Annotated in this window: 26 protein-coding genes, 1 tRNA gene, 1 CRISPR repeat array and 1 other annotated feature; of the genes, 7 read left to right on the forward strand and 20 right to left on the reverse strand. The window is 38.6% G+C overall.

What is annotated here, in order from left to right; all coding sequences use genetic code 11:
- Positions 1 to 143 precede the first annotated feature (143 nt).
- From rpmA to KX728_RS05900, 4 genes are all read right to left on the reverse strand, one after another.
- On the reverse strand, positions 144 to 437 hold the full coding sequence (gene rpmA / locus KX728_RS05885; RefSeq protein WP_000916509.1) for a 50S ribosomal protein L27: 294 nt from the start codon (positions 435 to 437) through the stop codon (positions 144 to 146).
- A 16-nt stretch (positions 438 to 453) separates the two neighbouring features.
- Positions 454 to 798, reverse strand: coding sequence for a ribosomal-processing cysteine protease Prp (locus KX728_RS05890; protein WP_000613705.1), 345 nt, complete (start codon positions 796 to 798; stop codon positions 454 to 456).
- Between the two features lie 15 nt (positions 799 to 813).
- A complete protein-coding gene (rplU, locus tag KX728_RS05895) occupies positions 814 to 1,128 on the reverse strand; it encodes a 50S ribosomal protein L21 (protein ID WP_000109141.1) in 315 nt (104 codons plus the stop codon).
- A gap of 34 nt (positions 1,129 to 1,162) precedes the next feature.
- Positions 1,163 to 1,250, reverse strand: a sequence feature (ribosomal protein L21 leader region).
- 69 nt (positions 1,251 to 1,319) lie between these two features.
- Positions 1,320 to 2,000: a YoaK family protein gene (locus tag KX728_RS05900; protein WP_215804559.1), complete on the reverse strand. Its 681-nt coding sequence runs from the start codon at positions 1,998 to 2,000 to the stop codon at positions 1,320 to 1,322.
- A gap of 156 nt (positions 2,001 to 2,156) precedes the next feature.
- On the opposite strand from KX728_RS05900, the gene KX728_RS05905 reads away from it, so the two are divergent.
- Together KX728_RS05905 and KX728_RS05910 are read left to right on the forward strand one after the other, a co-directional pair.
- On the forward strand, positions 2,157 to 3,134 hold the full coding sequence (locus tag KX728_RS05905) for a Gfo/Idh/MocA family protein (RefSeq protein WP_215804558.1): 978 nt from the start codon (positions 2,157 to 2,159) through the stop codon (positions 3,132 to 3,134).
- Positions 3,131 to 4,213: a DEAD/DEAH box helicase gene (locus KX728_RS05910; protein WP_215804556.1), complete on the forward strand. Its 1,083-nt coding sequence runs from the start codon at positions 3,131 to 3,133 to the stop codon at positions 4,211 to 4,213. The genes KX728_RS05905 and KX728_RS05910 overlap by 4 nt, the downstream gene beginning before the upstream one ends.
- 24 nt (positions 4,214 to 4,237) lie before the next feature.
- Here the strand turns inward: KX728_RS05910 and KX728_RS05915 are convergent, their stop codons facing one another.
- On the reverse strand, positions 4,238 to 4,615 hold the full coding sequence (locus KX728_RS05915) for a YwiB family protein (protein ID WP_215804554.1): 378 nt from the start codon (positions 4,613 to 4,615) through the stop codon (positions 4,238 to 4,240).
- Positions 4,616 to 4,686: 71 nt separating this feature from the next.
- Here KX728_RS05915 and KX728_RS05920 point away from each other — a divergent pair, with 71 nt between their 5' ends.
- Together KX728_RS05920 and yidA are read left to right on the forward strand one after the other, a co-directional pair.
- Positions 4,687 to 5,994, forward strand: a complete 1,308-nt coding sequence (locus KX728_RS05920) for an HD domain-containing protein (RefSeq protein WP_084860082.1) — start codon at positions 4,687 to 4,689, stop codon at positions 5,992 to 5,994.
- Positions 5,995 to 6,003: 9 nt separating this feature from the next.
- On the forward strand, positions 6,004 to 6,810 hold the full coding sequence (gene yidA / locus KX728_RS05925; protein WP_215804552.1) for a sugar-phosphatase: 807 nt from the start codon (positions 6,004 to 6,006) through the stop codon (positions 6,808 to 6,810).
- Between the two features lie 104 nt (positions 6,811 to 6,914).
- Here the strand turns inward: yidA and KX728_RS05930 are convergent, their stop codons facing one another.
- The 13 genes from KX728_RS05930 to KX728_RS05990 form a co-directional block, all read right to left on the reverse strand.
- The gene (locus tag KX728_RS05930; RefSeq protein WP_215804551.1) at positions 6,915 to 7,388 is read right to left on the reverse strand and encodes an Imm6 family immunity protein; all 474 of its coding nucleotides are present in this window, start codon (positions 7,386 to 7,388) and stop codon (positions 6,915 to 6,917) included.
- Between the two features lie 32 nt (positions 7,389 to 7,420).
- Positions 7,421 to 7,972 (reverse strand): Imm6 family immunity protein, encoded by a 552-nt coding sequence (locus KX728_RS05935; protein WP_223335599.1) that lies wholly within the window; start codon positions 7,970 to 7,972, stop codon positions 7,421 to 7,423.
- A complete protein-coding gene (locus tag KX728_RS05940) occupies positions 7,973 to 8,299 on the reverse strand; it encodes a hypothetical protein (protein WP_215804549.1) in 327 nt (108 codons plus the stop codon). It abuts the gene before it with no gap.
- Positions 8,300 to 8,422: 123 nt separating this feature from the next.
- Positions 8,423 to 9,117: direct repeats of the CRISPR family, unit length 36 nt; unit sequence GTTGTACAGTTACTTAAATCTTGAGAGTACAAAAAC.
- Positions 9,118 to 9,187: 70 nt separating this feature from the next.
- The gene (gene csn2-St, locus KX728_RS05945; protein ID WP_219108611.1) at positions 9,188 to 10,231 is read right to left on the reverse strand and encodes a CRISPR-associated protein Csn2-St; all 1,044 of its coding nucleotides are present in this window, start codon (positions 10,229 to 10,231) and stop codon (positions 9,188 to 9,190) included.
- Positions 10,228 to 10,551 carry a CRISPR-associated endonuclease Cas2 gene (gene cas2 / locus KX728_RS05950; RefSeq protein ID WP_001268300.1) on the reverse strand — a complete coding sequence of 108 codons (324 nt, stop codon included), beginning with the start codon at positions 10,549 to 10,551 and terminating at the stop codon, positions 10,228 to 10,230. Before cas2 ends, csn2-St begins: the two co-directional genes overlap by 4 nt.
- Before the next feature lie 4 nt (positions 10,552 to 10,555).
- Positions 10,556 to 11,464: a type II CRISPR-associated endonuclease Cas1 gene (gene cas1, locus KX728_RS05955; RefSeq protein WP_215804956.1), complete on the reverse strand. Its 909-nt coding sequence runs from the start codon at positions 11,462 to 11,464 to the stop codon at positions 10,556 to 10,558.
- A gap of 177 nt (positions 11,465 to 11,641) precedes the next feature.
- A complete protein-coding gene (gene cas9, locus KX728_RS05960; RefSeq protein ID WP_215804548.1) occupies positions 11,642 to 15,010 on the reverse strand; it encodes a type II CRISPR RNA-guided endonuclease Cas9 in 3,369 nt (1,122 codons plus the stop codon).
- Between the two features lie 219 nt (positions 15,011 to 15,229).
- Positions 15,230 to 15,301: transfer RNA gene (locus tag KX728_RS05965), tRNA-Arg, on the reverse strand.
- 42 nt (positions 15,302 to 15,343) lie between these two features.
- Positions 15,344 to 15,691, reverse strand: a complete 348-nt coding sequence (gene rplS, locus KX728_RS05970) for a 50S ribosomal protein L19 (protein WP_001068669.1) — start codon at positions 15,689 to 15,691, stop codon at positions 15,344 to 15,346.
- A 118-nt stretch (positions 15,692 to 15,809) separates the two neighbouring features.
- Positions 15,810 to 16,139 (reverse strand): fluoride efflux transporter CrcB, encoded by a 330-nt coding sequence (gene crcB, locus KX728_RS05975; RefSeq protein ID WP_215804547.1) that lies wholly within the window; start codon positions 16,137 to 16,139, stop codon positions 15,810 to 15,812.
- Positions 16,133 to 16,507 carry a fluoride efflux transporter CrcB gene (crcB, locus tag KX728_RS05980; protein WP_215804546.1) on the reverse strand — a complete coding sequence of 125 codons (375 nt, stop codon included), beginning with the start codon at positions 16,505 to 16,507 and terminating at the stop codon, positions 16,133 to 16,135. Before crcB (KX728_RS05980) ends, crcB (KX728_RS05975) begins: the two co-directional genes overlap by 7 nt.
- On the reverse strand, positions 16,504 to 16,770 hold the full coding sequence (locus tag KX728_RS05985) for a chorismate mutase (protein WP_215804544.1): 267 nt from the start codon (positions 16,768 to 16,770) through the stop codon (positions 16,504 to 16,506). Before KX728_RS05985 ends, crcB (KX728_RS05980) begins: the two co-directional genes overlap by 4 nt.
- Before the next feature lie 117 nt (positions 16,771 to 16,887).
- Complete coding sequence (locus KX728_RS05990) at positions 16,888 to 17,331, reverse strand: flavodoxin (RefSeq protein WP_001162125.1); 444 nt, start codon at positions 17,329 to 17,331, stop codon at positions 16,888 to 16,890.
- A gap of 103 nt (positions 17,332 to 17,434) precedes the next feature.
- On the opposite strand from KX728_RS05990, the gene KX728_RS05995 reads away from it, so the two are divergent.
- The 3 genes from KX728_RS05995 to KX728_RS06005 all read left to right on the forward strand — a co-directional run bounded on the left by KX728_RS05995 (position 17,435) and on the right by KX728_RS06005 (position 19,756).
- On the forward strand, positions 17,435 to 18,379 hold the full coding sequence (locus KX728_RS05995; RefSeq protein WP_215804543.1) for a DHH family phosphoesterase: 945 nt from the start codon (positions 17,435 to 17,437) through the stop codon (positions 18,377 to 18,379).
- A 107-nt stretch (positions 18,380 to 18,486) separates the two neighbouring features.
- Positions 18,487 to 19,350, forward strand: coding sequence for a Bax inhibitor 1 family protein (locus tag KX728_RS06000; RefSeq protein WP_215804541.1), 864 nt, complete (start codon positions 18,487 to 18,489; stop codon positions 19,348 to 19,350).
- 163 nt (positions 19,351 to 19,513) lie between these two features.
- Positions 19,514 to 19,756, forward strand: coding sequence for a type B 50S ribosomal protein L31 (locus tag KX728_RS06005; protein WP_000710762.1), 243 nt, complete (start codon positions 19,514 to 19,516; stop codon positions 19,754 to 19,756).
- 115 nt (positions 19,757 to 19,871) lie between these two features.
- Here the strand turns inward: KX728_RS06005 and KX728_RS06010 are convergent, their stop codons facing one another.
- Both KX728_RS06010 and carB read right to left on the reverse strand, forming a co-directional pair.
- Complete coding sequence (locus KX728_RS06010; RefSeq protein WP_215804540.1) at positions 19,872 to 21,206, reverse strand: Nramp family divalent metal transporter; 1,335 nt, start codon at positions 21,204 to 21,206, stop codon at positions 19,872 to 19,874.
- Positions 21,207 to 21,419: 213 nt separating this feature from the next.
- Positions 21,420 to 24,596 (reverse strand): carbamoyl-phosphate synthase large subunit, encoded by a 3,177-nt coding sequence (gene carB / locus KX728_RS06015; protein ID WP_215804539.1) that lies wholly within the window; start codon positions 24,594 to 24,596, stop codon positions 21,420 to 21,422.
- Between the last annotated feature and the right edge of the window lie 288 nt (positions 24,597 to 24,884).

The raw sequence follows: 24,884 nt of genomic DNA on the forward strand, positions 1-24,884 counted from the left end.
AACTACTCTCTATTAAATTAAATATAGATATCAAAACAAAAAAATAGGCTCTCCGAAAACTCGGAAAGCCTTATTCTATGCTACTTCTAGCTTCCTCGCCTTAAAATATCAAGGCTCGGGATAAAAAGGTTCACTGGACCTTTTTATTTTGCGATTGGGTAAACAGAAACTTGTTTCTTATCGCGACCTTTACGTTCAAAGCGTACTACGCCTTCAACTTTAGCGAACAAAGTATCGTCCCCACCACGTCCAACGTTTACACCTGGGTAGATGTGTGTACCACGTTGACGGTAAAGGATTGATCCACCTGTTACAGTTTGTCCGTCAGCTGCTTTAGCTCCAAGACGTTTTGCTTGTGAATCGCGTCCGTTTGATGTAGAACCTCCACCTTTTTTGTGGGCGAAAAGTTGCAAGTTGTTAAGAGTCATTTTTAACATAATGTTTTCCTCCGTGTTAGTTTTCTGTGATAACTCTGGTTTGGACGAACTCAGAAGAGTTCTCCGATAAGTTTGCCATACCTAAGAAAAATGATTCGAAGAATAACTGGGTCATTTCTCTCTGGTGTGAAGGAAGATCCGCTGGTATTTCAACCTTTAGATAACCACCTTCATCTTCGTTTAATTCTAAGATTGGTTCGTAGCCTGCAAATTTCTCAATGGAATTGACAAAGTTAATGGCAAGCGTAGAAACCGATGCACACACGACATCTAAGCCGTATTCGCCACTTTCGGCGTGTCCAGTAATTTCCGCACTCCTCAGCTCGCCATCTTCGGCTCTCTCAAAGACTGCTTGTATCATGTGTTCTCCTTAAAATTAAGCGTTGATCGCGTTGATGACAACTTTTGTATATGGTTGACGGTGACCTTGTTTACGGTGGCTACCTTTTTTAGGTTTGTACTTGTAAGTAACAACTTTCTTTTGTTTTCCTTGTTTTTCAACAGTTCCAACTACAGTAGCTCCAGCAACAAGTGGAGTTCCGACAACAGTGTTTTCACCACCAACAAGAACAACTTCGTTAAAAGTAACTTCTTGACCAGCTTCGACGTTCAATTTTTCAACGTAAACTGCTTGACCAACTTCAACTTTAACTTGTTTTCCGCCAGTTTTGATAATTGCGTATGTGCTCATTATGCACCTCCTATGATTTTTAGGGTTTCCCCGTATTTTTGTGAAGACTCGCCTAGCATCGTGGGACGAACCACTTTATACTCACTATGTGAGCAACGATGTTCGTGCGGTTGCACAGGACTGTGCATAGTCAACTCTTCAAGTATAGCATATCTTCTTTTTTCTTACAAGTAAAATCAATTAAAATTAAGCTATTTCTTTCCTTTTTTTCTCCAAGAAGCAAAAAGCATACTGAAGTAAAAGATACTCATCATAAGAGGAACTCCTAGAATTGTCTTCTCCTGATAATAAATCGTCAAATAAGCTGAAAAAACAACTCCGAAGACAAAACTGCTAAGCAAGCTAACAAAAATCAAGCCCTCTCGTAGGAAAGGCGTATGCTTAGTCCGGAAATAATCTCCAAAAGCCAACATGGTACGTTTAATATTCCCTGTCATAAAAGCATTATTATAGGCAATACCTGACACTTCTCCAAAAGCAGTTGTCACCAGCCCCATACAGAAGGCTAAGGGCGGTACGAGATAGATATTATCAACCGTTTGCGGCACAAAGCCTATAATTAGGGACAGGACTGCAAGAGGAATCAAGGACAAAATCGGCTTTTTAACAATTCGTAGTTTTTCCTTATACAATGTCAGAAAAAAGACGCCCATCATAAAGGACAACAAGGTCATTACTTTAGCACTGGCATCCGATACATTTTGTTGAATGAGTCCTACAGAAAGAAAAACGACATTCCCAGTCTGTCCAGCGACAAGGGTATTCCCTCGCACGATAAAAGTATAAGCATCGACATATCCTGCACAAAAAGTCAAAAAAAGCGCTAGTCTCTTAGACTGACGTGATATTTTCCTTATTGGTAATAATCTCATTTTCTCCCCCCTTCTCATTTCATCTACTTATCTAAATATTGTACCACTTTCTCCAAGAAATTCGTAGCCCATTTGAAAATTTTTACCATCTGTTGGATAGTCCTTCTTTTCTATGTTATAATGAAGGAAGGATTTGAAGTCGGAAAAGGAGTATTTATGCTTAAATTAGGTGTTATCGGAACAGGGGCTATCAGCCATCATTTCATAGAAGCAGCCCATGTAAGTGGCCAATACCAGCTGGTCGCTGTCTACTCTAGAAAAATAGAAACAGCAGCAACCTTTGCTTCTCGCTATGAAAATATCCAACTCTTTGATCAATTAGAAGACTTCTTTAAGTCTTCCTTTGATGTGGTCTATATCGCCAGTCCAAACTCCTTGCATTTTGTTCAAGCCAAGGCTGCCTTGTCTTTTGGCAAGCATGTCATTCTTGAAAAGCCAGCTGTCACTCAGCCACAAGAGTGGCTGGATTTGAGACAGACAGCTGAGAAGAATCACAGTTTTATCTTTGAAGCAGCTCGTAATTATCACGAGGAAGCTTTTACTACTATCAAAAACTTTCTATCAGACAAGCAAGTGTTGGGAGCTGATTTCAACTATGCCAAGTATTCTTCCAAGATGCCTGACTTATTGGCTGGACAGACGCCAAATGTCTTTTCAGATCGTTTTGCTGGTGGAGCCCTTATGGATTTGGGGATTTATCCTCTCTATGCTGCTATTCGCCTCTTTAGAAAGGCTCAGGACGCGACTTATCAGGCTAAACAGCTTAACAATAGCATTGACTTAAATGGTGATGGTATCCTCTTCTACCCAGAATTTCAAGTTCATATCAAGGCTGGGAAAAACATCACTTCCAATCTTCCTTGTGAGATTTACACAGCAGATGGAACCTTGACCCTTAACACGATTGAACATGTCCGCTCAGCTATTTTTACCAACCACCAAGGAAATCAAGTTCAGCTCCCTATCCAACAGACTCCTCATACGATGACTGAGGAAGTTGCTGCATTTGCACACATGATCCAGCAACCAGACCAGACGCTCTACCAGAACTGGCTGGATGATGCAGGTTCTGTTCATGATTTACTCTATACCATGCGCCAGACTGCTGGCATTAGATTTGAGGCAGAAAAATGAAAACCAAACTACCGACTGAATGGCAGGAATTGAGTGACCAACTCAGTTTCCAAGAATTTACCCCCATTCAAACTCAACTATTTGAACCTATACTTGCTGGAGAAAACCTCCTAGGAGTGAGCCCAACAGGAACTGGTAAGACCCTCGCTTACCTCCTACCAAGCCTTCTCAGACTACAAAAGAAAAAAGCCCAACAACTCTTGATTCTAGCACCAAATACAGAACTAGCTGGACAGATTTTTGACGTGTGTAAAACGTGGGCAGAAGCCATCGGTTTGACTGCTCAGCTCTTCTTATCAGGTTCCAGTCAAAAACGCCAGATTGAACGCCTCAAAAAAGGACCAGAAATTCTGATTGGAACTCCTGGCCGTATCTTTGAGTTGATTAAATTGAAAAAAATCAAGATGATGAATGTGGAAAGCATCATCCTGGATGAATTTGACCAATTGCTCGATGATTCTCAGATTCACTTTGTTGAGAAAATCACTCACTACGCACCTCGTGACCACCAACTCATCTACATGAGTGCGACGACTAAGTTTGACCAAGAAAAGATTGCACCAAACACACGTACCATTGATCTTTCTGACCAAAAGTTGGACAACATCCAACACTTCTACATGCAGGTGGACCAACGTCATCGTGTGGATATGCTACGAAAACTGGCTCATGTAGAGGATTTTCGTGGTCTGGTCTTCTTTAATAGTTTGTCAGACCTTGGAAGTGCAGAAGAAAAACTACAGTATCGAGATGTCTTGGCTGTTTCTCTTGCTAGTGATGTCAATGTTAAGTTTAGAAAAGTTATCTTAGAAAAGTTTAAGGACAAGCAGCTAACCCTGCTCCTTGCAACAGACCTTCTGGCTCGTGGAATTGATATTGATAGCCTAGAATGCGTCGTAAACTTTGATATTCCTAGAGATATGGAAACCTACACTCACCGCGCTGGCCGCACAGGTCGCATGGGAAAAGAAGGCTATGTTATTACTCTCGTAACCCATCCTGAAGAACTTAAAAAACTCAAGAAATTCGCAAGTGTTCGTGAAATTGTGCTAAAAAATCAAGAACTCTATATCAAATAAGGTTGGCATTCGCCAACCTTTTTCTTATCCCCAAGTAATTTCTAATTGATAGCTGGCAAAAGGATGTCCCTCTTGATTTTTCAGTTGATAGGCTAGCTCAATCTTTTGCCCATCCAGTTTGTAGTGATTCGTTTGAATGATAAACTCCTGCATACCCATGGGAGTCGGAATATAGGCTAAACTACCACTATCCCTGAGAAAACGCATAATGGTCTTCGGATTGGAGAAACGGGTCATCACCAGTTCTTGACCATGGAATTTAATAACTACTTTTTCTTTTTCCTCATTATAAAAAAGCAGATAGCTAAAATCCCCTTTTTCACGCACTTCAACGTCATAAAGCTGGTCAATGACTTCCAACTGTTCATCAAACTGAATCCTATTTCGTATCCGAATCTTCACATCAAATCCTCTTTCTTGTCTCTTGTCCTACTATTTTACCAAAAAGAGCAGGATTTTGCTATAATGGTCATATGAACGAAAAAGTATTCCGTGATCCAGTTCACAACTACATCCATGTCAATAATCAAGTCATCTACGACTTGATCAATACAAAAGAATTTCAACGTCTGCGCCGTATCAAACAACTAGGGACTTCCAGCTATACCTTCCATGGTGGCGAGCACAGTCGCTTTTCCCACTGTTTGGGGGTCTATGAGATTGCTCGCCGTATCACAGAGATTTTTGAAGAAAAATATCCTGAAGAATGGGATCCTGCTGAGTCTCTCTTGACCATGACCGCTGCTCTCCTACACGACCTTGGGCATGGTGCCTACTCGCATACTTTTGAACATCTCTTTGATACAGACCACGAAGCCATCACTCAGGAAATTATCCAAAGTCCTGAGACAGAGATTCACCAAGTCCTGCTACAAGTAGCGCCAGACTTTCCTGAAAAAGTGGCTAGTGTCATCGACCATACCTACCCTAACAAACAGGTCGTACAGCTCATTTCCAGTCAGATTGATGCGGACCGTATGGACTATCTCTTGCGCGACTCCTATTTTACAGGAGCTTCCTATGGAGAATTTGACCTGACTCGCATTCTCCGAGTCATTCGTCCTGTCGAAAATGGCATCGCCTTTCAGCGCAATGGCATGCACGCCATCGAAGACTATGTTCTCAGTCGCTACCAGATGTATATGCAGGTTTATTTCCACCCAGCAACACGCGCCATGGAGGTTCTCCTACAAAATCTCCTCAAACGCGCCAAGGAACTCTATCCTGAAGACAAGGACTTCTTTGCACGCACTTCTCCTCATTTACTACCTTTTTTTGAAAAGAAAGTTACTCTATCTGACTATCTGGCACTTGATGACGGCGTGATGAATACCTACTTCCAACTCTGGATGACCAGTCCTGACAAGATACTAGCCGACTTGTCGCAACGTTTTGTCAACCGCAAGGTCTTTAAATCCATTACTTTTTCAGAAAAAGACCAAGACCAACTCGCAACCATGAGACAACTGGTTGAAGAAATCGGGTTTGATCCCGACTACTATACTGCTATTCATAAGAATTTTGACCTCCCTTATGATATCTATCGTCCCGAATCTGAAAATCCACGGACACAGATTGAGATTCTACAGAAAAATGGTGAACTGGCTGAACTCTCTAGCCTGTCTCCTATCGTCCAATCCCTTGCTGGCAGCCGCCACGGAGATAATCGTTTCTATTTTCCAAAAGAAATGTTAGATCAAAACAGCATCTTCGCAAGCGTTACCCAGCAATTTTTACACTTGATTGAGAACGATCATTTTACCCCAAATAAGAACGAATAGAGGAAATTTATGAGTATTAAACTAATCGCCGTCGATATCGATGGTACCCTAGTTAACAGTAAAAAGGAAATCACTCCTGAAGTCTTTTCTGCCATCCAAGATGCCAAAGAAGCTGGTGTCAAAGTCGTGATTGCAACGGGTCGTCCTATCGCAGGCGTTGCCAAACTTCTGGACAACTTGCAGTTAAGAGACCAAGGTGACTATGTGGTAACCTTCAACGGTGCCCTTGTCCAAGAGACTGCTACTGGACATGAGATTATCAGCGAATCCTTGACCTATGAGGATTATCTAGATATGGAATTTCTCAGTCGCAAGCTCGGTGTTCACATGCACGCTATTACCAAGGACGGTATCTATACTGCCAATCGCAATATTGGAAAATACACGGTGCACGAATCAACCCTCGTCAGCATGCCCATCTTTTACCGCACACCTGAAGAAATGGCTGGCAAGGAAATCGTCAAGTGTATGTTTATCGATGAACCTGAAATCCTAGATGCGGCTATTGAAAAGATACCAGCAGAATTTTACGAACGCTACTCCATCAACAAATCTGCTCCTTTCTACCTCGAACTCCTTAAAAAGAATGTAGATAAGGGTTCAGCCATCACTCACCTAGCTGAAAAACTCGGATTGACCAAAGATGAAACCATGGCGATCGGTGACGAAGAAAATGACCGCGCCATGCTCGAAGTCGTTGGAAATCCCGTTGTCATGGAAAATGGAAATCCAGAACTCAAAAAAATCGCCAAATACATCACCAAAACAAACGACGAATCCGGCGTTGCCCATGCCATCCGTACATGGGTACTGTAGAATAATTAAATATAGAAAATAAACAACACCCCAAAAGGTAGAGATGACACTCTAAGTTCCGGGGTGTTCTTTTTGAATTTTCGCCAAATCTTCCAATCTGGCTATCATAGTAAGCCCATCTTATCTAGTGCTTTTAGGGCAGATTCTCTTGATGGGTATGGATTTCCATTGATGAAACGTTTTACTGTTTCGACGTGATGATAAAGATCCATGCTGATTTTTTTTAAATTATCAATAAAGACATCAAGTAGATCTGGTTCAATGTTCTCTAAGGGAGAAGGAAACTCCTTCTTATTTTCAAACTCAAAAGCTTCTTTAGCAGTCACACCTATTGCATAACTAATGTTGTCCCACAAGAGACCATTCGCTTCATTTTCATCTAATTGCATGTAGATAAATATTCCACTGAAGTCTGTCCCATCATCTAAAAGGCGATAAAGTTCCTCTCCCCTTTTATTTCTATTCTCCAAAAAACTCCAACATGCATCCAAGGCGGTTCGAATATGTGAAGTATATTCTGTTTCCATACGATTCGCAATTGCCTCAGCAAAAATCAACATAAAATAACTCGTAAGCATATCCTCTCCTGATCTATACTTGAACGAGTAGCCTATTCGTTCTCATCAGATAAGAATAGTGGTCCAAAGTAGTTTTTAACGAGCTCATCTTTTAAATATCCTTCTATTTCTGGCCCAGTTATTTGTGAAATAAGTTCCCTATTTTCAGCTAGGATTTGTTTGTAACTTAAGGAAAGAACCTCAAGTATGTCCTCATCGGCACTTTCAATCGTTTGTGGTAGGTAGATTTCTTCCGAAGCAATATAAGAATAGTGACAAACTAGGACAAAGAAATTAGCGATACAGTTCCATACTAGTGGATTGGTTTTCTTATCCAACACCTGAAATGTCAAGATATCCAGATCGTCCATATTTTCCAGTCGATTGTATAAAATATCTGGACAAAAATCACTCTCTTTATCAAGCTCCTGTTTGGAAAGTTTTAAGGAATCAAGGACAAACTCCTGATATTCTTTCTCACTGATACGATCTACAAGACCGTATATCAACTCCTGTAGGTAGCGCAATAAATTTCTATTATCATTCATTGATTTTCCTTCTATTACTAAAAAACTAACTTGGTGATCCACTGAAAAACGTGGCACTCACTCTTCCTCTTCAAACATCAGAGCATCCAGTTCTTCTCTCTCTGCCGCAATCTCTTCAAAAGTAGAAATAAGATTATTTACTATTTCTAAGGTGATAATACCAGTCGAATCTCTTATCGTAACCTTGGTTCCAATGGTATTCAACTCATGGATGAGTTCTCGAACCTTTCTCAATCCATCCAAATCTAACATGTATACTTCTATCACCGCGTCATGATCTTTGATTCTGGATTGGATTAAAGAAAAAGGCAAGGATGAATGGTTTCTTAACAACTTATAGGTCCCTGACTTGTCACCTACAGAATCAATAACAATAGCTAGCATCGTTTCCGCTCCTTTCCTCTCTGATCGCTACTATATGACATTATACCATACTGGTGAGCTTATTCTTAAGAAGCTAAAGAGGGCGTTTCCGTTCCGATTGCTGAGTTAGATCTAATTCAGACCGTTGTACAGTTACTTAAATCTTGAGAGTACAAAAACACGCAACAGCGCTTCATATCGCTTGTAGCTGTTGTACAGTTACTTAAATCTTGAGAGTACAAAAACTATGTGAGGGTTATAATGAATATTTTTGATGTTGTACAGTTACTTAAATCTTGAGAGTACAAAAACGGTGACGCAGTTGGTGGGCAGCTTGATAGTGTTGTACAGTTACTTAAATCTTGAGAGTACAAAAACGGATCCATGTCCCAATCGATTAGGTCTTGTGTTGTACAGTTACTTAAATCTTGAGAGTACAAAAACTGCAATCGAGAAAGCCTGGCACGGAAATCCGTTGTACAGTTACTTAAATCTTGAGAGTACAAAAACTCTTAATCTCGTAAGGTTCAATCCTTGCGGGTTGTACAGTTACTTAAATCTTGAGAGTACAAAAACCCAGTAAAATACTTATAGACCCAGCCAAATGTTGTACAGTTACTTAAATCTTGAGAGTACAAAAACTATGAAGACGTAAACCCAGAGACAGGAGAAGTTGTACAGTTACTTAAATCTTGAGAGTACAAAAACGGGTTAATTTATCCACTCACCGGACTACCTGTTGTACAGTTACTTAAATCTTGAGAGTACAAAAACCTTGAATATATCAAGGGCATTCAAGACAAGTTGTACAGTTACTTAAATCTTGAGAGTACAAAAACCTCAAATTCGTCAATTTTGATTTTTGTTCCCTCAAAAACATTATAAAGCCTTAAATCTCACTCGTCAATACTATTCTTCCAAATATTTCAATAACATTGGATTGACTGATTCAATACGGAATTTTGTTTTCATTTTGTACTGATACAAATTATTCAAAATTCTTAATGCTACTTGATCTTCTACAGATAAACTCATGTGGAGAATGTCCGAGCTAAATAAATATGATCCAATTTTTCTTAAAGAAGTTAAAAATTCTTGTTCATCAGGTATTTGATTTATTGGATACTGATTGGTAAAGCGATTATACATAAATTCTAGCGAATAAAAATGATAAACATAATCGGAAACAATATTGATTTCCTCTAAAACTTCTTTCGTGACATGAAGATAACCTTCATTGGAAGGAAATAAAACAATATATAATGAATCGCTATGATTAGTCAGAAACTCCATTTTCTCACAACATTCAACAAAATCATTATAGGATAGAAAATCGTCCAAATTTCGTAAGACAAGCAAAAACTTTTCAGAACTGTTTGTCGCCATAACTTCTAACATAGAAAGAAATAATAAAAACTTTATCTTATTATCTACAAACTCAAAGGATATATTTTTATCATTTGTTCCAAAATATGGTAAAAAATTCTTTTGAATCAATTGATCCGTATTAAAATATTTTGCTTCGGTATGATAGATAATATCACCTAATTGAAGATTCAACTTCTGATTCAATAGAAGTGAAATCCTATCTAGATTGTCATTGATATTTTCAATTTGCTCCATTATCTCTATAGAATTAATCTTTTTCTTTATATAATCATAGGCTACTGTTCCTTTTTTATATTCCATTTGTTCAATTAAATCATTGATATTGGACACTTGAACAACACTGAATTCTGATCGGGAAACCATTGTATCGTCTATTAGTATTTTAGGCTCATTTTGTTCAAATAGAACTAAATCTTCCTCACTATATTTTTTTCCTCCAAAATACCATAATAGTATCTGCCAAATATAGTATTTTAATTGCTGATCTTGACCTACAATTTGAGTAAATTGACCAAAACTTAATGAAATTTTATCCTTGTATGGATGACTAATGTTCATTTTCATATAACTACCAACTTATTATCACTGACTACTTCTTCTTGCTTTGTTTTTCCACCAATGATTAAAACCATTTCAGAAAATTGTTTCTCAGTCACTGCTAGCAAACGGACATTCCCACTTGGCAGATTACTCTGACTTAATTTTTTATAGAATTTACTAGCAAAACTTCGGTTCGGACAGGTTCTATAATAAACAGAAAACTGTAACATTTCAAAACCATTTGCAATTAAATCTTTCCGAAAATTACGATAGACTCTTTTTTCTTGATTTGTTTCCATTGGTAGATCAAAAAAACACAATAATCTCAATGCTTCATACCTCATTTCTTTAGCTCCATTCTACACTCGACACCATTGGACAGTAAAATTTACTGGTATCCTTATCAGAGATACATTTTAGAAAACCCTTGACATATTTATCCATTGCTACCGTTACAGAACACGTTTCTTTCCCATAACGAATCTTCGCATTTAGTGTATCCGTCAACGCAAGACGAAATTCATATTTCAAATACTCTTCATCTCGTAAATTTTGATAGACCCAGACATCGATAATCTGCCGAAAAGGTTCCATTAGATCATCAACCAGGTTAAATTGGTTATATTCATTCTTATGGAAAATTCCTATTAAGGGATTTAACCCATACCCAGAAATAATACGTGCCATCTGCGCTCTCATGATTGCATAACCATAATTTAGACCAGCATTGATGACATCTGTTTCATGTTGAGTAAGTCGTACAAATTTCTTACCAAACAATTCATTAAAATAAACTTTGGCATCATGGCCTTCACGATTGGTTTTATCTCCATATTCAATATGATCTTTATAGTCTGCTAATAATTGGATACAATCAATATTTTTCTCAAACATTGCAAGAACATCTTGCTGATTGTTTATTTTGAAATAGGTTACTATTTGCCATAATTTATCTTTTTGCTCCTGCGTCCACAATAATTGCTCCTGTAATTTTTTATAGGCTCTAAAATGGCCGTTTTGAGAATGATAAATTCCTGTAGGCAAGTGCTCATTATCACAGACAATTAAGGCAATATTATACTTACTTAAAGCACTTAATAACCTTAAAGTTACAACAGTCTCCCCTCCTTCTGCTACAATTATCGAAATATCACTCAGTGGGACGACATAGTCTTGACCCATTTTCTTAATTAAAAGGCTATCCAACTTCAATTGCATTTTTTCACTCTGACAGACATGCACAATTCTCCAAGTCATCGTATTTTCCTCTTTCACAAAACGAAAACACCCCGCCATAAATGACAGGGTGTTGAATTCGGCATGAAGCCTTATCTTTGTAGCTTCTGCAAGATTTAAGTAACTGTGCAAGGCGTCCCTTGCAATTACCATTATAATACATTGTACAAGCGTTTGCAACTCTTTTTTAAAAATATTTTAAAATTTGAGTTTTGGTTCGTCACCCTCTTTTTTAATGATATGTTTTTTTCCCAAAACATCAGTTTTGACTTTAAAAATAGAAATATTTGATTTATTTAATCCCTTTACACATTGTGTTGTACTGTTTGGTACTGTGCCAAAAATATCAATCAATTTTTCACCTTTTTCAAAATCTGATTTATTCATTGGTTTTAATTGAACTTGATGTTTTCCTTTATTATTTCTAGATAAAAATCTAAACAATTGTTCTTGACCTTTTTCAACATCCTTTATTAAAATCAAATTATTTTTATATAAAGTGAACTTAAATTCAGATGTTTCAACAACACCCTCTATTTTTTTAATATTATCATATTTTTCTTTTGAAATCTTATATTTTCCAGTTCCTTTTTCAAAATATAAATCAGAATATTTCAAACCCATCAATTCATATTTTTTAGTCTGATGATTAAAATAAACATCTGTCCTCCAAGGCTTAAGTGACTGAAGAACCACTTGATTATCACTACTTTCTGGTGTGATATCAATGTGATTACCTAGTTTATTATCATAGTATTTAAGACTTTTAATTTCTGGACCATTACTTTTTTTACTGTACTTTCGAATAGGCCCATTTTCTTGTCTATATTTCTCAAAAGGATTGCAAGGGATCTCTTTATTTTTATCGTTCAATTCTTTAGAAGGATAGGTTCTTAAAATTTCTTCAATCACTTTTTCAAATGTTTGTGGATCTTTGTGATACATCAAGAATTTACTCTTATCTTTATTATAAATTTTAATGAAAGCATCATATCCTGCTTGACTATAAATATCTTTAATCTTACCTAAAACATAAGTTTCTTCAGACTTCTCTTTATCCAATTTCGCTTTTCTTGTTGCATAAATCGTAGCATCTGAAATTTTTCGATTAAATTTTGAATCTACTTGATAAGAAAATAGAATACTATCCTCAAATGTCTTGCTACGCAATGTATCAACAAAATGATCATATGGCGCTTTAAACACTAACTCTTTATATTCATCATCAGTTAACGAAATAATTTCTCCTGTCTCTGAATCAACGAATTGTCCTTCTTTATAAGAAATCAAAGGATTATTCTGTTTTTTCCATAATCTTAATTGACTCGAAGCAGCAATAATTAAGGCATCCACAGCATGGTGGTGATAGGTTTCACGAGATTTTTCAAGTCCCCACTTTCTTCTTAGCTGAGAGGTAAATTGTCCACGTACCACCGAAATAGTTGTATCGAATTTATGCGCTTTATAAAAATCTTGTAGAGCATTTAAAACAACTCGAGAAGAATATCGAGTGTCAACTAAATTCCGTTCGATGAATTTCTGCTTCACTTCAATTTTACTAATATCTTCTTCCGTTAAAAGGTACTCTTTCTTTTTATTACCTAATAATTTAGACTCTTTTACATAAGATTTAAACTCACGGTAGGACCAACCATCATCCATACTATCTAAAGCCTGAAACGGTGTTCGCTGTCCCTTCTCCTGGTTTGCTGTAGCTAGAACCAATACTTTATTAGATAGACTATCATCAAACGATAAAGAAAGAGGTAAAATATGGTCAATTTCGTACTTGTACTGATTGTGAATTAAATCTGAAATTGGAATGTTCTTCCCAGTATAGAGACACTTCTCTCCCTGCTGGTGCCATAAACGAATCTTAGTAGCCAATTCCTTATACCCATGAAAAATACTATCTGGTAACTCTTTTTTCCCATTGTATTGGAATGCAGCCTTTTCCATAGCTGCATTTTTCTCATCTTGGTTTGCCTTTTGACGTTTTATATAATCTTTCTTAGCGTCTTCTTCGTTATTTTCACGCGCCATTTCGATAACGATATTATCAAAGATACCATGTTTTTTAGTTGCTTCGTTGATTATCTTTATGGCCTGTCTGACAGATTTTGCTACTACAGGGTTATAAATTTCTTCTGCTAATTCTTTTTCATCAATATACTTTGTTCTTTTTGATGTTTCTTTAGATTTTTGTTTCCCCAATCGTGTGAGAATTGTCATTTGCTCTTCTGAAGTTTCATAGAGTTCTGGTATCAATTCCATCATGAGTTTAAGAGAAAAATTATGCCATCCCTTACTAAATAGACTGCTATTATTTTTTCTAAATTGAACCAATTCAAGTACTTGGTCTTGACTAAAAGAATCCTTTAACTTTGTGTTTATCGCTTCTTCTATACCTTCTCGTTCAGTATTTAGAGTTAAAATATGGGCAAGCTCATCTAGAACATTTCTAGACAATTCCCCAACTGAAATTGTTTCTAGCGATTGCATTTTTCGATAGACTTCAAAAGTATGCATTTCAGGTTTATTGTTTACATCAACACGATAACCACGTATCTGATCTACTGAAGCATCAATCATTTTAGCAATGTACTTCAATAAGGTTGATGCTCCTAATGTTTTCGCTAATTTCGCATATTCAATGATTGTTTTCTTTTGTTCCTCACTAAGTTTCTTTGTTTCTGTAGGAACTGTTAAATTATTTAAATCATTTAGTAAGTTAAACTCTTGAGCAGTATAGGAAGCTTTTGAAGCTCTGTATTCATCCGGATAAAATGTACATTTTCCAATTAAAATACCAAAAATATTATCTAACGTCGTACCGTCTGTTCTGAAACGTCCATAATCCGTCCGAGATTTTTCATTACCTGGTCCATGATAATATTTTCTTTTCCCTGTAAGGATTTTTAGACAATCCTCTATAAATTCATCTGTAATTTTACTATTGAATTCCTGCTGTTTTCTAAGAATTCTTTCAGCTTCTTTTCTATAAGCAGATGTTGAAAAAACATTGATCAATCGGCATTTCTGACCATTTTCCACAACAGTGAAATCTCCTCTTACCTGACCATATTTTTCGAAACGTTCTAGTTGGATTTGACTAGGTGTTTGTTCAGCAAGTAATTTTCTATTTTCTTCAACTGCCTTACCATAATCAGACGATACTGTACCCCCATCCTCAGAAGCATCATCTAAATAGCTAATACCACGTCTCTTAACAATGTTCTTTAAAGCTATGAACAGCTCTTCATTCGTTAGTTGCTGATTCAAGCCATCTACACGAAGTCGATATGGATTAAGATTAATGGATACCTTAGAAAAATCAGTTAAAAAACCATAGTCTTCAAATAAATCCTTAAGGCGAACACCACGGTGTTTTTTCCTACGATGTAATCGTCGAACCTGTCTATTTTTTCTTCTTTCAACATTATTATCAGCTGTTGCAGCTGGAAAAAGACGAGAATTCGCATGGATAATCTTTCCAGAATTTTTTTCTAGAATTCCCACTCCTACGGATGCAATACCAATATCCAATCCTAAAACTAAACCATTCATAATTATACTCCTAACTAATCATCATATTAATTAAATTTTACTCCTTACTTCCTAAAAAATCAAATCATTATATGAAATTAACTAAAATATCCTGTCTTTTTATAATTATATGCAAATTCTCCCGTTTTCATCATTGATAAAAAACAAAAAAGCGTGATCTCACGCTTTTGGAGTTCTATTTTAACTTGAGTGATTTCTACATGAAAATTACTAGTTTACTGCCCCCTGCAGGAATCGAACCTGCAACTACTCCTTAGGAGGGAGTTGTTATATCCATTGAACTAAGGGAGCTAGAGAAAAACCCTGCTGGGTGAGCAGAGTTTTTTAGTCGAATTAACGACGGATTTCTTTGATACGAGCTGCTTTACCTTGAAGAGCACGCAAGTAGTACAATTTCGCACGACGTACTTTACCGTAACGAACAACTTCGATCTTTTCAACACGTGGAGTGTGGATTGGGAAGATACGCTCAACACCTACACCGTTAGAGATTTTACGAACTGTGTAGTTTTCTGAGATGCCAGCACCTTTACGTGCGATAACAACACCTTCAAAAATCTGGATACGTTCACGGTTACCTTCGACAACTTTCGCATGTACACGAACAGTGTCACCAGGACGGAATGATGGGATATCTGTACGAAGTTGACCTTCAGTCAAGCTTTGGATTAATGGATTCATTTTATTCTCCTATCTTTATCAATCTTGAGGAACCTTCCTCAGCGGATAAACTGTATTTTTGTGCGTCCATTACACACAAGATACAGTTTACCAAATTTCCACCTAAAAGTAAAGAAATTTATAGCAGAATTCCTAAAAAAATCGCTAGAAACCCGCCTAAGTAAGTTAAGAGGAAATAACTATAAAATACCTTCTTGTCACTTAACAGTTTTTGCAGCTCATCATTCAGAGTTGAAAAGGTAGTCAACCCGCCACAGAAACCTGTCGCTAGGATAGTATAAACTTCCTTGGACTCCACATGGTTGTAGAGCAAGCCAATCAAAAAACAACCGAGAAGATTGGCTATGAGAGTTCCTAAAGGCAATTTAGAAGCTTGATTATAGTGGGAAAAGAAATAACGAACCAAGGCTCCAAACCCGCAGGCGATTGCAAGATAAACGATTACCATTTCTTCCTCCCTAGAACATAAGCCAAGAGCAGACCTCCTCCAATACTCAAAAGCAGATAGATGACTAAGCTAAGATAACGCCCAGTATCGAGCAATTTCATAGCATCCAAGAGTAGACTAGAAAAGGTTGTTAAACCTCCGCAAAAACCCGTCCCCAGCGCCAAAACCAAGCCTTTACTAGTTCCCTTATGGGCCAGATAGCCTTTTACCAGATAGACCAGGCAGAATATTCCCAGGTAATTGACGAGAAGGGTTCCCCAAGGAAATTCAGGACTGGCTGGCAACTGACTAGATACAAAGTAGCGGACAAGGCCACCCAACATTGCAGCCAGAAAAATCCCTAGCGGATAAAATTGTTCTTTTTTCATTTAATGTTTTGATCCTGATAATCACGCGAACGTTTGAGTATGTCTGAAAAAGTTGCAACAATGGTCTCCTGATAGCGCTTATCTTCTACTCGATTTTTGACTTTCTCAAAAATAACTTCTTCTCTCTTAGTATCTAAAATAGGTTTCCCTGAGGATTTCTTATAAGCGACAACCCCCTCAACCAAATGCATCCGTTCTTCTAGGAGCTTGACGATTTGATTGTCGATTTGATCAATTTCTTGCCGAATAATATCTAAATCCATAGTATCTCCTCCTTTATTTGAATTATTGTATCAAAAAGCCACCAAATAGGCTAGTAAAATCACAAAAAAATTAATAAAAAAACGCACTGACTCCTTCCAGTCAGCGCAGTTTGATTCTTATCCTACTTTTGCAGCCAATTCTTCTGCGAATTGTTCCAAACGTTCGATGTCTTCTTCTTCGGCAGAAAGGTCTACTTTAACACACTCCGAACCTTTTTCTGCTCCTGTCGCTACAAAAACGCGATCAAAGTCATCAACAGCCTTACAGAATTCGTCGTAGAAGGTGTCTCCTGAACCGACCACTCCGTAGATTTTGCCATTCAAGTTGAGATCTGCTAGGTCTTCGTAGAAGTCCATCATCTCATCTGGCAATTCTCCGTCTCCATAAGTATAAGTCGCAACGATTGCAATATCTGCCTCCAAGAAGTCTGAAGCGTCAACAGTCGTACATTCATCCACATCGACATCCAAGCCCAAGTCACGCAATTTGTCTGCTACAATATCTGCAATTTCTTCGGTATTACCGGTCATACTGGCAAATACAATTTTTGCTAATGCCATATCGTCCTCCTCAATTTATCTTTCTCCATTATATCATATCTTTTTCATTTTAAAAATAAAAATTCTTGTGCTACAATGAAATGAGAAAGAATTGAGGTTATTTATGGAAATTTGCCAGCAAATTTTAGAGAAAATCAAAGAATACGATACCATTATCATTCACCGTCATATGAAACCAGATCCTGATGCCTTAGGGAGTCAAGTGGGCTTGAAAGCTCTTCTTACACACCATTTTCCAGAAAAGACCATCAAAGTCGTCGGTTTTAACGAACCAACTCTAACCTGGATGGCGGAAATGGATACTGTCCAAGACAGTGACTACAAAGGAGCTCTTGCTATTATTTGTGATACAGCGAATCGCCCTCGTATCGATGATAAACGCTACGAACAAGCTGCTTTTACCATCAAAATCGATCATCATCCAAATGATGATATCTATGGTGACCTATCATGGGTGGATACAAGTTCAAGCAGTGCCAGTGAGATGATTGCATTATTTGCTCAAGAAAATCAGCTAGCTTTGTCTAGTGAAGCGGCACGACTTCTCTATGCAGGAATTGTCGGGGACACAGGGCGTTTTCTCTACCCGTCAACTAGTGCCCGTACCTTTAGAATAGCTGGCCAGCTCCGAGAAATTGATTTTGACTTTGCTGGATTGTCTCGTCAAATGGATACCATGAGCTTCAAGATTGCAAAATTGCAAGGGTATGTTTATGATCACTTAGAAGTTGATGAGAATGGGGCTGCACGCGTTCTGCTTACTCAAGACATCTTGGAAAAATATAAGGTTACGGATGCTGAAACAGCAGCGATTGTTGGGGCACCTGGTCGAATTGATACTGTTAAAGCTTGGGCTATCTTTGTTGAGCAAGCTGATGGCCACTTCCGTGTTCGAATGCGCAGCAAAATCACCCCTATCAATGAAATTGCCAAAGAACACGACGGAGGAGGACATCCATTAGCTAGTGGCGCCAATTCCTATAGTCTAGAAGAAAACGAACAAATATATAAAGAACTGAAAGAGGCTCTACAGATTCACCAAGGCTAAGAAAGAATTTTCTTGGCCTTTTATATGCTAGATTCTTAAAATATACGGTTTCTTTGTACCTCAGTTTATGGTATAATAAATCAAACTGAATAAAAGGAGACTTAATAATGGAAAAAAATCGTTTGTATATTCTCATTTCTGCTGGAGTAGCTATTCTTGGTTCACTCTTGCCATGGGCTAGTTTAAATGCAGGTTCTTTTGGGTCCTATAGCGTGAATGGTTACCAAGGTGATGGTTGGTTTGTCATTATCGCGGCTATTGTGTCTATTGTTCTTGCATGCTTGAATAATATGAATAAAGCAATGTCTAAAGGGTTCTCAATTGGTGTCATTGTTGCGGGTGCAATTGCAACTCTCGTCACACTAAATAGTCTCTTTAATGTAAATAAATACATGTCTAACTTTGGTGGATATGGCATTTCAATCGGCTTTGGTTTGATTTTGGCTATTCTTGCTAGCATTGCACTAGTTGTAACTGGTCTCTTGGCAATGTCAGGTGGTAAAATTACAAAAGAGTCATTTACTGAATTAGCTGAGTCTGGTAAAGATTTTGCTCAAACTGTCGGACGTGTAACAAGCTCTACCGTTAAAACTGCGGTCGAAGAAATCAAAAAAGAATCTCAAGAACGTAAAAAAGAAGAAACTACTGCTGAAAAAACAGAGACAGCTAAAGAGGAAACCGAGCAAAAAGAAGAAGCTAAGGAACCAGCTCATGTCGAAGCTGAAACAGAAAACAAAGAACCTGTTAAAGAAGAAACTACAGAATCTGAAACAAAAACAGAAGCTGAGCCAGTAGCCGAACCAACAGAAACAGAGGCTGAGGCTGAAGCTGAAACTGTAACAGAATCAAAAGAAACAGAACCTACTGAATCTGAAAAAGAAACTGAATCAGCATCAGAAAACGTAGAACCAGTAAAAGAACCAGAAGTAAAAAATCAACAAGAAGAAAAAGCTCCAAAACAAGAGAACTAATCATTCTTCTACCGTCACTCCAGTAAACACTGGAGTGATTTTTTATCAAGATTTTTAATAAAATCAGGGAAAAGACTTGCCAAACTTATCAGAATCTGATAGACTAGTAGGGTAACAATCTATGGCTCGCAAAGAGACCATGGCAGAAAGGAAATATTGCAAAATGAAAAAAGATATCCATCCAGAATATCGCCCAGTTGTCTTCATGGACACAACTACTGGTTACAAATTCCTTAGCGGTTCAACAAAACGCTCTAACGAAACTGTTGAGTTCGAAGGCGAAACTTACCCATTGATCCGTGTGGAAATTTCATCAGACTCACACCCATTCTACACTGGACGTCAAAAGTTCACTCAAGCAGATGGACGCGTGGATCGTTTCAACAAAAAATACGGTCTCAAATAAGAATAAAAAGAACAGCTTCGACTGTTCTTTTTTTGTACTTCTTTTTATGAACCAATCACTACTACTTTCTATTTGTTAACCTTCACGCTGACACTATAATTGATTTCAAAAGAGGTTAAAAAATATCGAAAAGAAGCTTGATATTTAGAATGGTCAAGATGATTGAAACAGCGTAACCTAGAATTGTGTTCCACTTGGCATTGGTGAATTCTCCCATCAGTGACTTCTTAGAGGTCAGATAAATTAAGGGGAAGATTGAAAACGGAAGAGCGATTGACAGAAAGACCTGTGAATAGACCAATAACTGATCCAAGGTTTTTTCTTGATGTCCAAACAAAACGGCAACAATGATCACAGGTAGTAAGGCAAAAATACGGGTACCGATACGGATAATCCACTGAGGCAATTTCAGATGCAAAAATCCTTCCATGACAATCTGTCCTGTCAAAGTACCTGTAATGGTCGAATTTTGACCACTTGCTAAAAGGGCTAAAGCAAACAAAGTTGACAGAGTTGAGCTAGCTATCGCTCCTGCTATCGTCGAATCCTGTAAAGCATTGTACATTTGGGAGAATGCTGAAATTTCAGATGCATGACCAAAAAAGAGAGATGCTCCTAAAATAAGAAGCAAGGAATTGACAATAAAAGCTAGAGACAACTGAAGATTTGAATCCCAGGTCATAAAACGCACGGCTTTTCGAACATCCTTCTTATCTTTGTGATTGATTTTCCTTGTTTGGGATAGAGAGGAATGAAGATAGAGATTATGGGGCATGACTGTCGCTCCTACAATTCCTAGAGCCAAGGTCAATTGGCTTTCATGACCTGGCAATGGTGTTTCAAATAATGTCTGAGTCGGTAAATAACCACCAAAGATACCCTGAATACTTGGATTGGATAAGGCCACCAGATAGGTAAAGATGGCTAATATGGTTAAAATAAGGGTCGTAACAATGGCTTCAATTTTTTTGAAGCCAAATTTCATCAACAACAACAAAAGAAATACATCTAAAACGGTTAAGAGGATAGCGACCATAATCGGTATTTTAAATAAAAGATTTAAGGCAATCGCTGAGCCTAAAACCTCGGCTAAATCTGTCGCCATTAAAGCTAATTCTAAAATCACCCAAAGACTATAGCGAAGCCATTTGGGAGCATGATGTGCAGTTGCCTGTGCTAGGTCCATCTTAGTTACGATACCGAGCTTTCCAGCCATCTGTTGTAGCTGCATGGCAATGATGGAAGAAATCAAAATAACAAATAAGAGACTATATTTGTAAGAAGCACCACCAACTACACTTGTAATCCAGTTCCCAGGATCCATATAACCAACTGCTACAAGAGCTCCAGGTCCTAAAAATGCTTTTAGATTTTGCCAAAAATGATTGTTATTCGGAGTTTCAATAGATTGATTGATCTCAGAAAGAGAGACTTTTTTGTAAGAAGACATCGGAATTTTACACTTTCTAATCTGTCTTTACTTTTTTTAATGGAATTTTTGAAAATATAATGAAAATAATTTCCCATTTCCAATTCATCCTTATTATATCACAATTTAGAATGATTCTTAAGGAAAGCATGATAGTTGAAATAGGCAATATCAGTATTGCAAAAGCCAGCGTTTTCTGACGCTTGCTTTAAAACTGTGAAAATATTTTTTCAATTAGATTGCTTCTGTGACAAAACTACGGCTTTCTAGCACCTTGAGCATGGCATTAGCTGTATCTAGGGCTGTAAAGAGTGGCACACCGTGTTCAATAGCTGAACGGCGAATTTGCTCACCATCTTCATCAGCAGTTCGTTTGGTTCCGACAGTGTTGATGATTGCTTGGATTTTTCCTTTGCGGACAAAACTTGGGATATCCTTCTCATCATCACCGATCTTACCAACAGGTTGAGCATGCAGTCCATGACTAGCAAAGAAGGCTGCTGTCCCTTCTGTCGCGAGGATACCGTAACCGATATTTTGGAAACGACGAGCCAAGTCCAAGGCTTCATCTTTGGCATCATCAGCGATGGTAAAGACCACATTTCCAAAAGTTGGCAAGTGCAGGTAAGAAGCTTCAAAGGCCTTGTACAAAGCTTTTTCAAGAGTAGTATCAGAACCCATAACTTCCCCTGTTGACTTCATTTCAGGACCGAGCAAGCTGTCTACCTTAGCTAGTTTCGTAAAGGAGAAGACAGGCGCCTTGATATGAACGCGAGTGCTTTCTGGATAAAGTCCATCTTGGTAACCCAGTTCTTCAAGACTTTGACCAAGAATGAGCTTGGTCGCTACTTGAGCCATAGGAATATTGGTTACTTTTGAAAGGAATGGAACCGTACGGCTGGCACGTGGATTAACCTCAATAACATAGACTTTTTCATCCTTGATGACAAACTGGATGTTCATCATACCAAGACAGTTAAGGCCGATTGCTAGGCGTTTGGTGTAGTCTGCGATGGTCTCCTGAACCTTTTGCGACAAGGTTTGTGGTGGGTAAACGGCCATTGAGTCACCTGAGTGGACACCGGCACGTTCGATATGCTCCATGATACCAGGGATGAGGACATTTACTCCATCTGAGATAGCATCAACTTCGCACTCTTGCCCAACGATGTAAGAGTCAACAAGAACTGGGTGGTCTGGACTAGCCTTAACAGCGGTACGCATGTAAGAACGAAGGTCTTCTTCGTTTTCTACGATTTCCATAGCACGTCCCCCCAAGACATAAGATGGGCGAACGAGAACTGGGAAACCAATTTTGCGAGCTGCAAGCACCGCTTCTTCTTCATTTGTAGCCGTTTGTCCTGGCGGCTGTGGAATATCCAAGTCTTTAAGGGCTTGCTCAAAGAGGTCGCGGTCTTCAGCTCGGTCCAAGTCAGCGACTTGCGTTCCCAGAATTGTCACACCTGCTTTTGCCAAGGGCTCGGCAAGGTTGATAGCTGTTTGACCACCGAACTGAACGATAACGCCTTTTGGTTGCTCCAAATCGATAACATTCATGACATCTTCGAATGTTAATGGCTCAAAGTAAAGTTTGTCTGATACCGAGAAGTCGGTTGAAACGGTCTCTGGATTTGAGTTCATGATGATAGCTTCATAGCCAGCTGCTTGGATAGCCTTAACAGAGTGAACAGTTGCATAGTCGAATTCAACCCCTTGACCGATACGGATTGGACCTGAACCTAGGACTAGGACGGATTCCTTATCAGACTTGATAGACTCATTTTCCCATCCATAGGTTGAATAGAAATATGGTGTTTCAGAGTCAAACTCCGCCGCACAGGTATCGACCATCTTATAGACTGGAACAATCTTGTTTTCCAAGCGAAGTTGGCGAACTTGGTCAGCTGTCGTTTTCCAGAGTTCCGCAATCTTACGATCTGAGAAGCCATTGAGTTTGGCTGTTTTCAAGACTTCTAGATCTTGTGGATGGGCACCTAATTCTTGCTCAATTTCAAAGATGTGCAAGAGTTTATCCAGATAGAAGATATCAATCTTAGTCAATTCAGCAATTTCTTCTGGTGTATAACCACGGCGAATGGCCTCTGATACGTAGAAGAGACGGTCATCTTGGGCTTTCACAACCTTTTCAATCAAGGCATCATCTGAAACAGTTGCCAGTTCAGGCATTTCATTGTGGTGAACTCCAATTTCAAGAGAGCGACATGCCTTGAGAAGTGACTCCTCAATGTTACGACCAATAGCCATGACTTCTCCAGTCGCCTTCATTTGGGTCCCAAGACGACGCTCACCTTTTTCAAACTTGTCAAATGGGAAACGTGGAATCTTAGCAACCACGTAGTCAAGAGCTGGCTCAAACATGGCATAAGTTGAACCTGTAACTGGGTTAATGACCTCATCCAGAGTCAAACCAACGGCAATCTTGGCAGCCAATTTGGCAATCGGATAACCCGTCGCCTTAGAAGCAAGGGCTGACGAACGCGATACACGAGGGTTTACTTCGATAACATAGTACTTGAAGCTATGCGGATCAAGGGCCAGCTGAACGTTACATCCACCTTCAATTTTGAGGGCACGAATGATGCTCAAGCTCGCATCACGTAGCATTTGGTTTTCATAGTCGGACATGGTTTGCGCAGGGGCAAATACAATGGAATCCCCTGTGTGAATCCCAACTGGGTCAAAGTTTTCCATGTTACAAACAACCAAAGCATTATCAGCTGAATCGCGCATGACTTCGTACTCGATTTCCTTGAAACCTGCGATTGAACGTTCAATCAAACATTGGGTAACAGGTGACAGTTTCAACCCATTTTCAGCGATTTCACGAAGTTCTTCCTCGTTGGCACACATACCACCACCAGTACCACCAAGTGTGAAAGCTGGACGAACGATAACTGGGTAGCCGATTGATGCCGCAAAGGAAACTGCTTCTTCTACTGTGTTGACAATTTCAGATTCAGGGATCGGCTGCTCAAGCTCTTCCATCAATTGTTTAAAGAGGTCACGGTCCTCCGCTTGGTCGATGGCAGATAATTTAGTACCCAGAAGTTCGACACCCAATTCATCTAGAATACCATTTTTAGACAACTCCATGGCCATATTGAGTCCTGTTTGCCCACCAAGAGTTGGAAGCAAAGCATCTGGACGTTCCTTACGGAGAATACGTGTCACAAACTCAAGTGTAATCGGTTCAATATAAACCTTGTCAGCAATTTCCTTATCCGTCATGATGGTTGCAGGATTTGAGTTCACTAAGACAACTTCATAACCTTCCTCTTTCAAAGACAAACAGGCCTGGGTCCCAGCGTAGTCAAACTCAGCAGCCTGACCAATAATAATCGGACCAGAACCAATCACCATAATTTTTTGAATATCAGTACGTTTAGGCATAGTTTATGATACAAAGCCCGTAAAGAACACAGTGAAAATAGGAAACTCGGTGCAGACGCCTTTAGCGTCAAGACGATGTTTTTCTTTTTCACACAGTTCTTAGGGCGTGTTCACTTCCGCGAACAATGTATCTTCTCCTTTCTATTCGTCGCCTCACAGAGCGACATTAAATAAGATACAAAGGACGAATAGAAAGCGATTGAATTTTAGGAAACCAAGGAAGGATTGACAATCCAAGTTGGTTTCTCTAAATTCCGAGCTTTCCGTCCGTGTTCAGTTACATAAATT

It is taken from the genome of Streptococcus oralis (genome assembly GCF_019334565.1).
GTDB lineage: Bacteria > Bacillota > Bacilli > Lactobacillales > Streptococcaceae > Streptococcus > Streptococcus oralis_CR.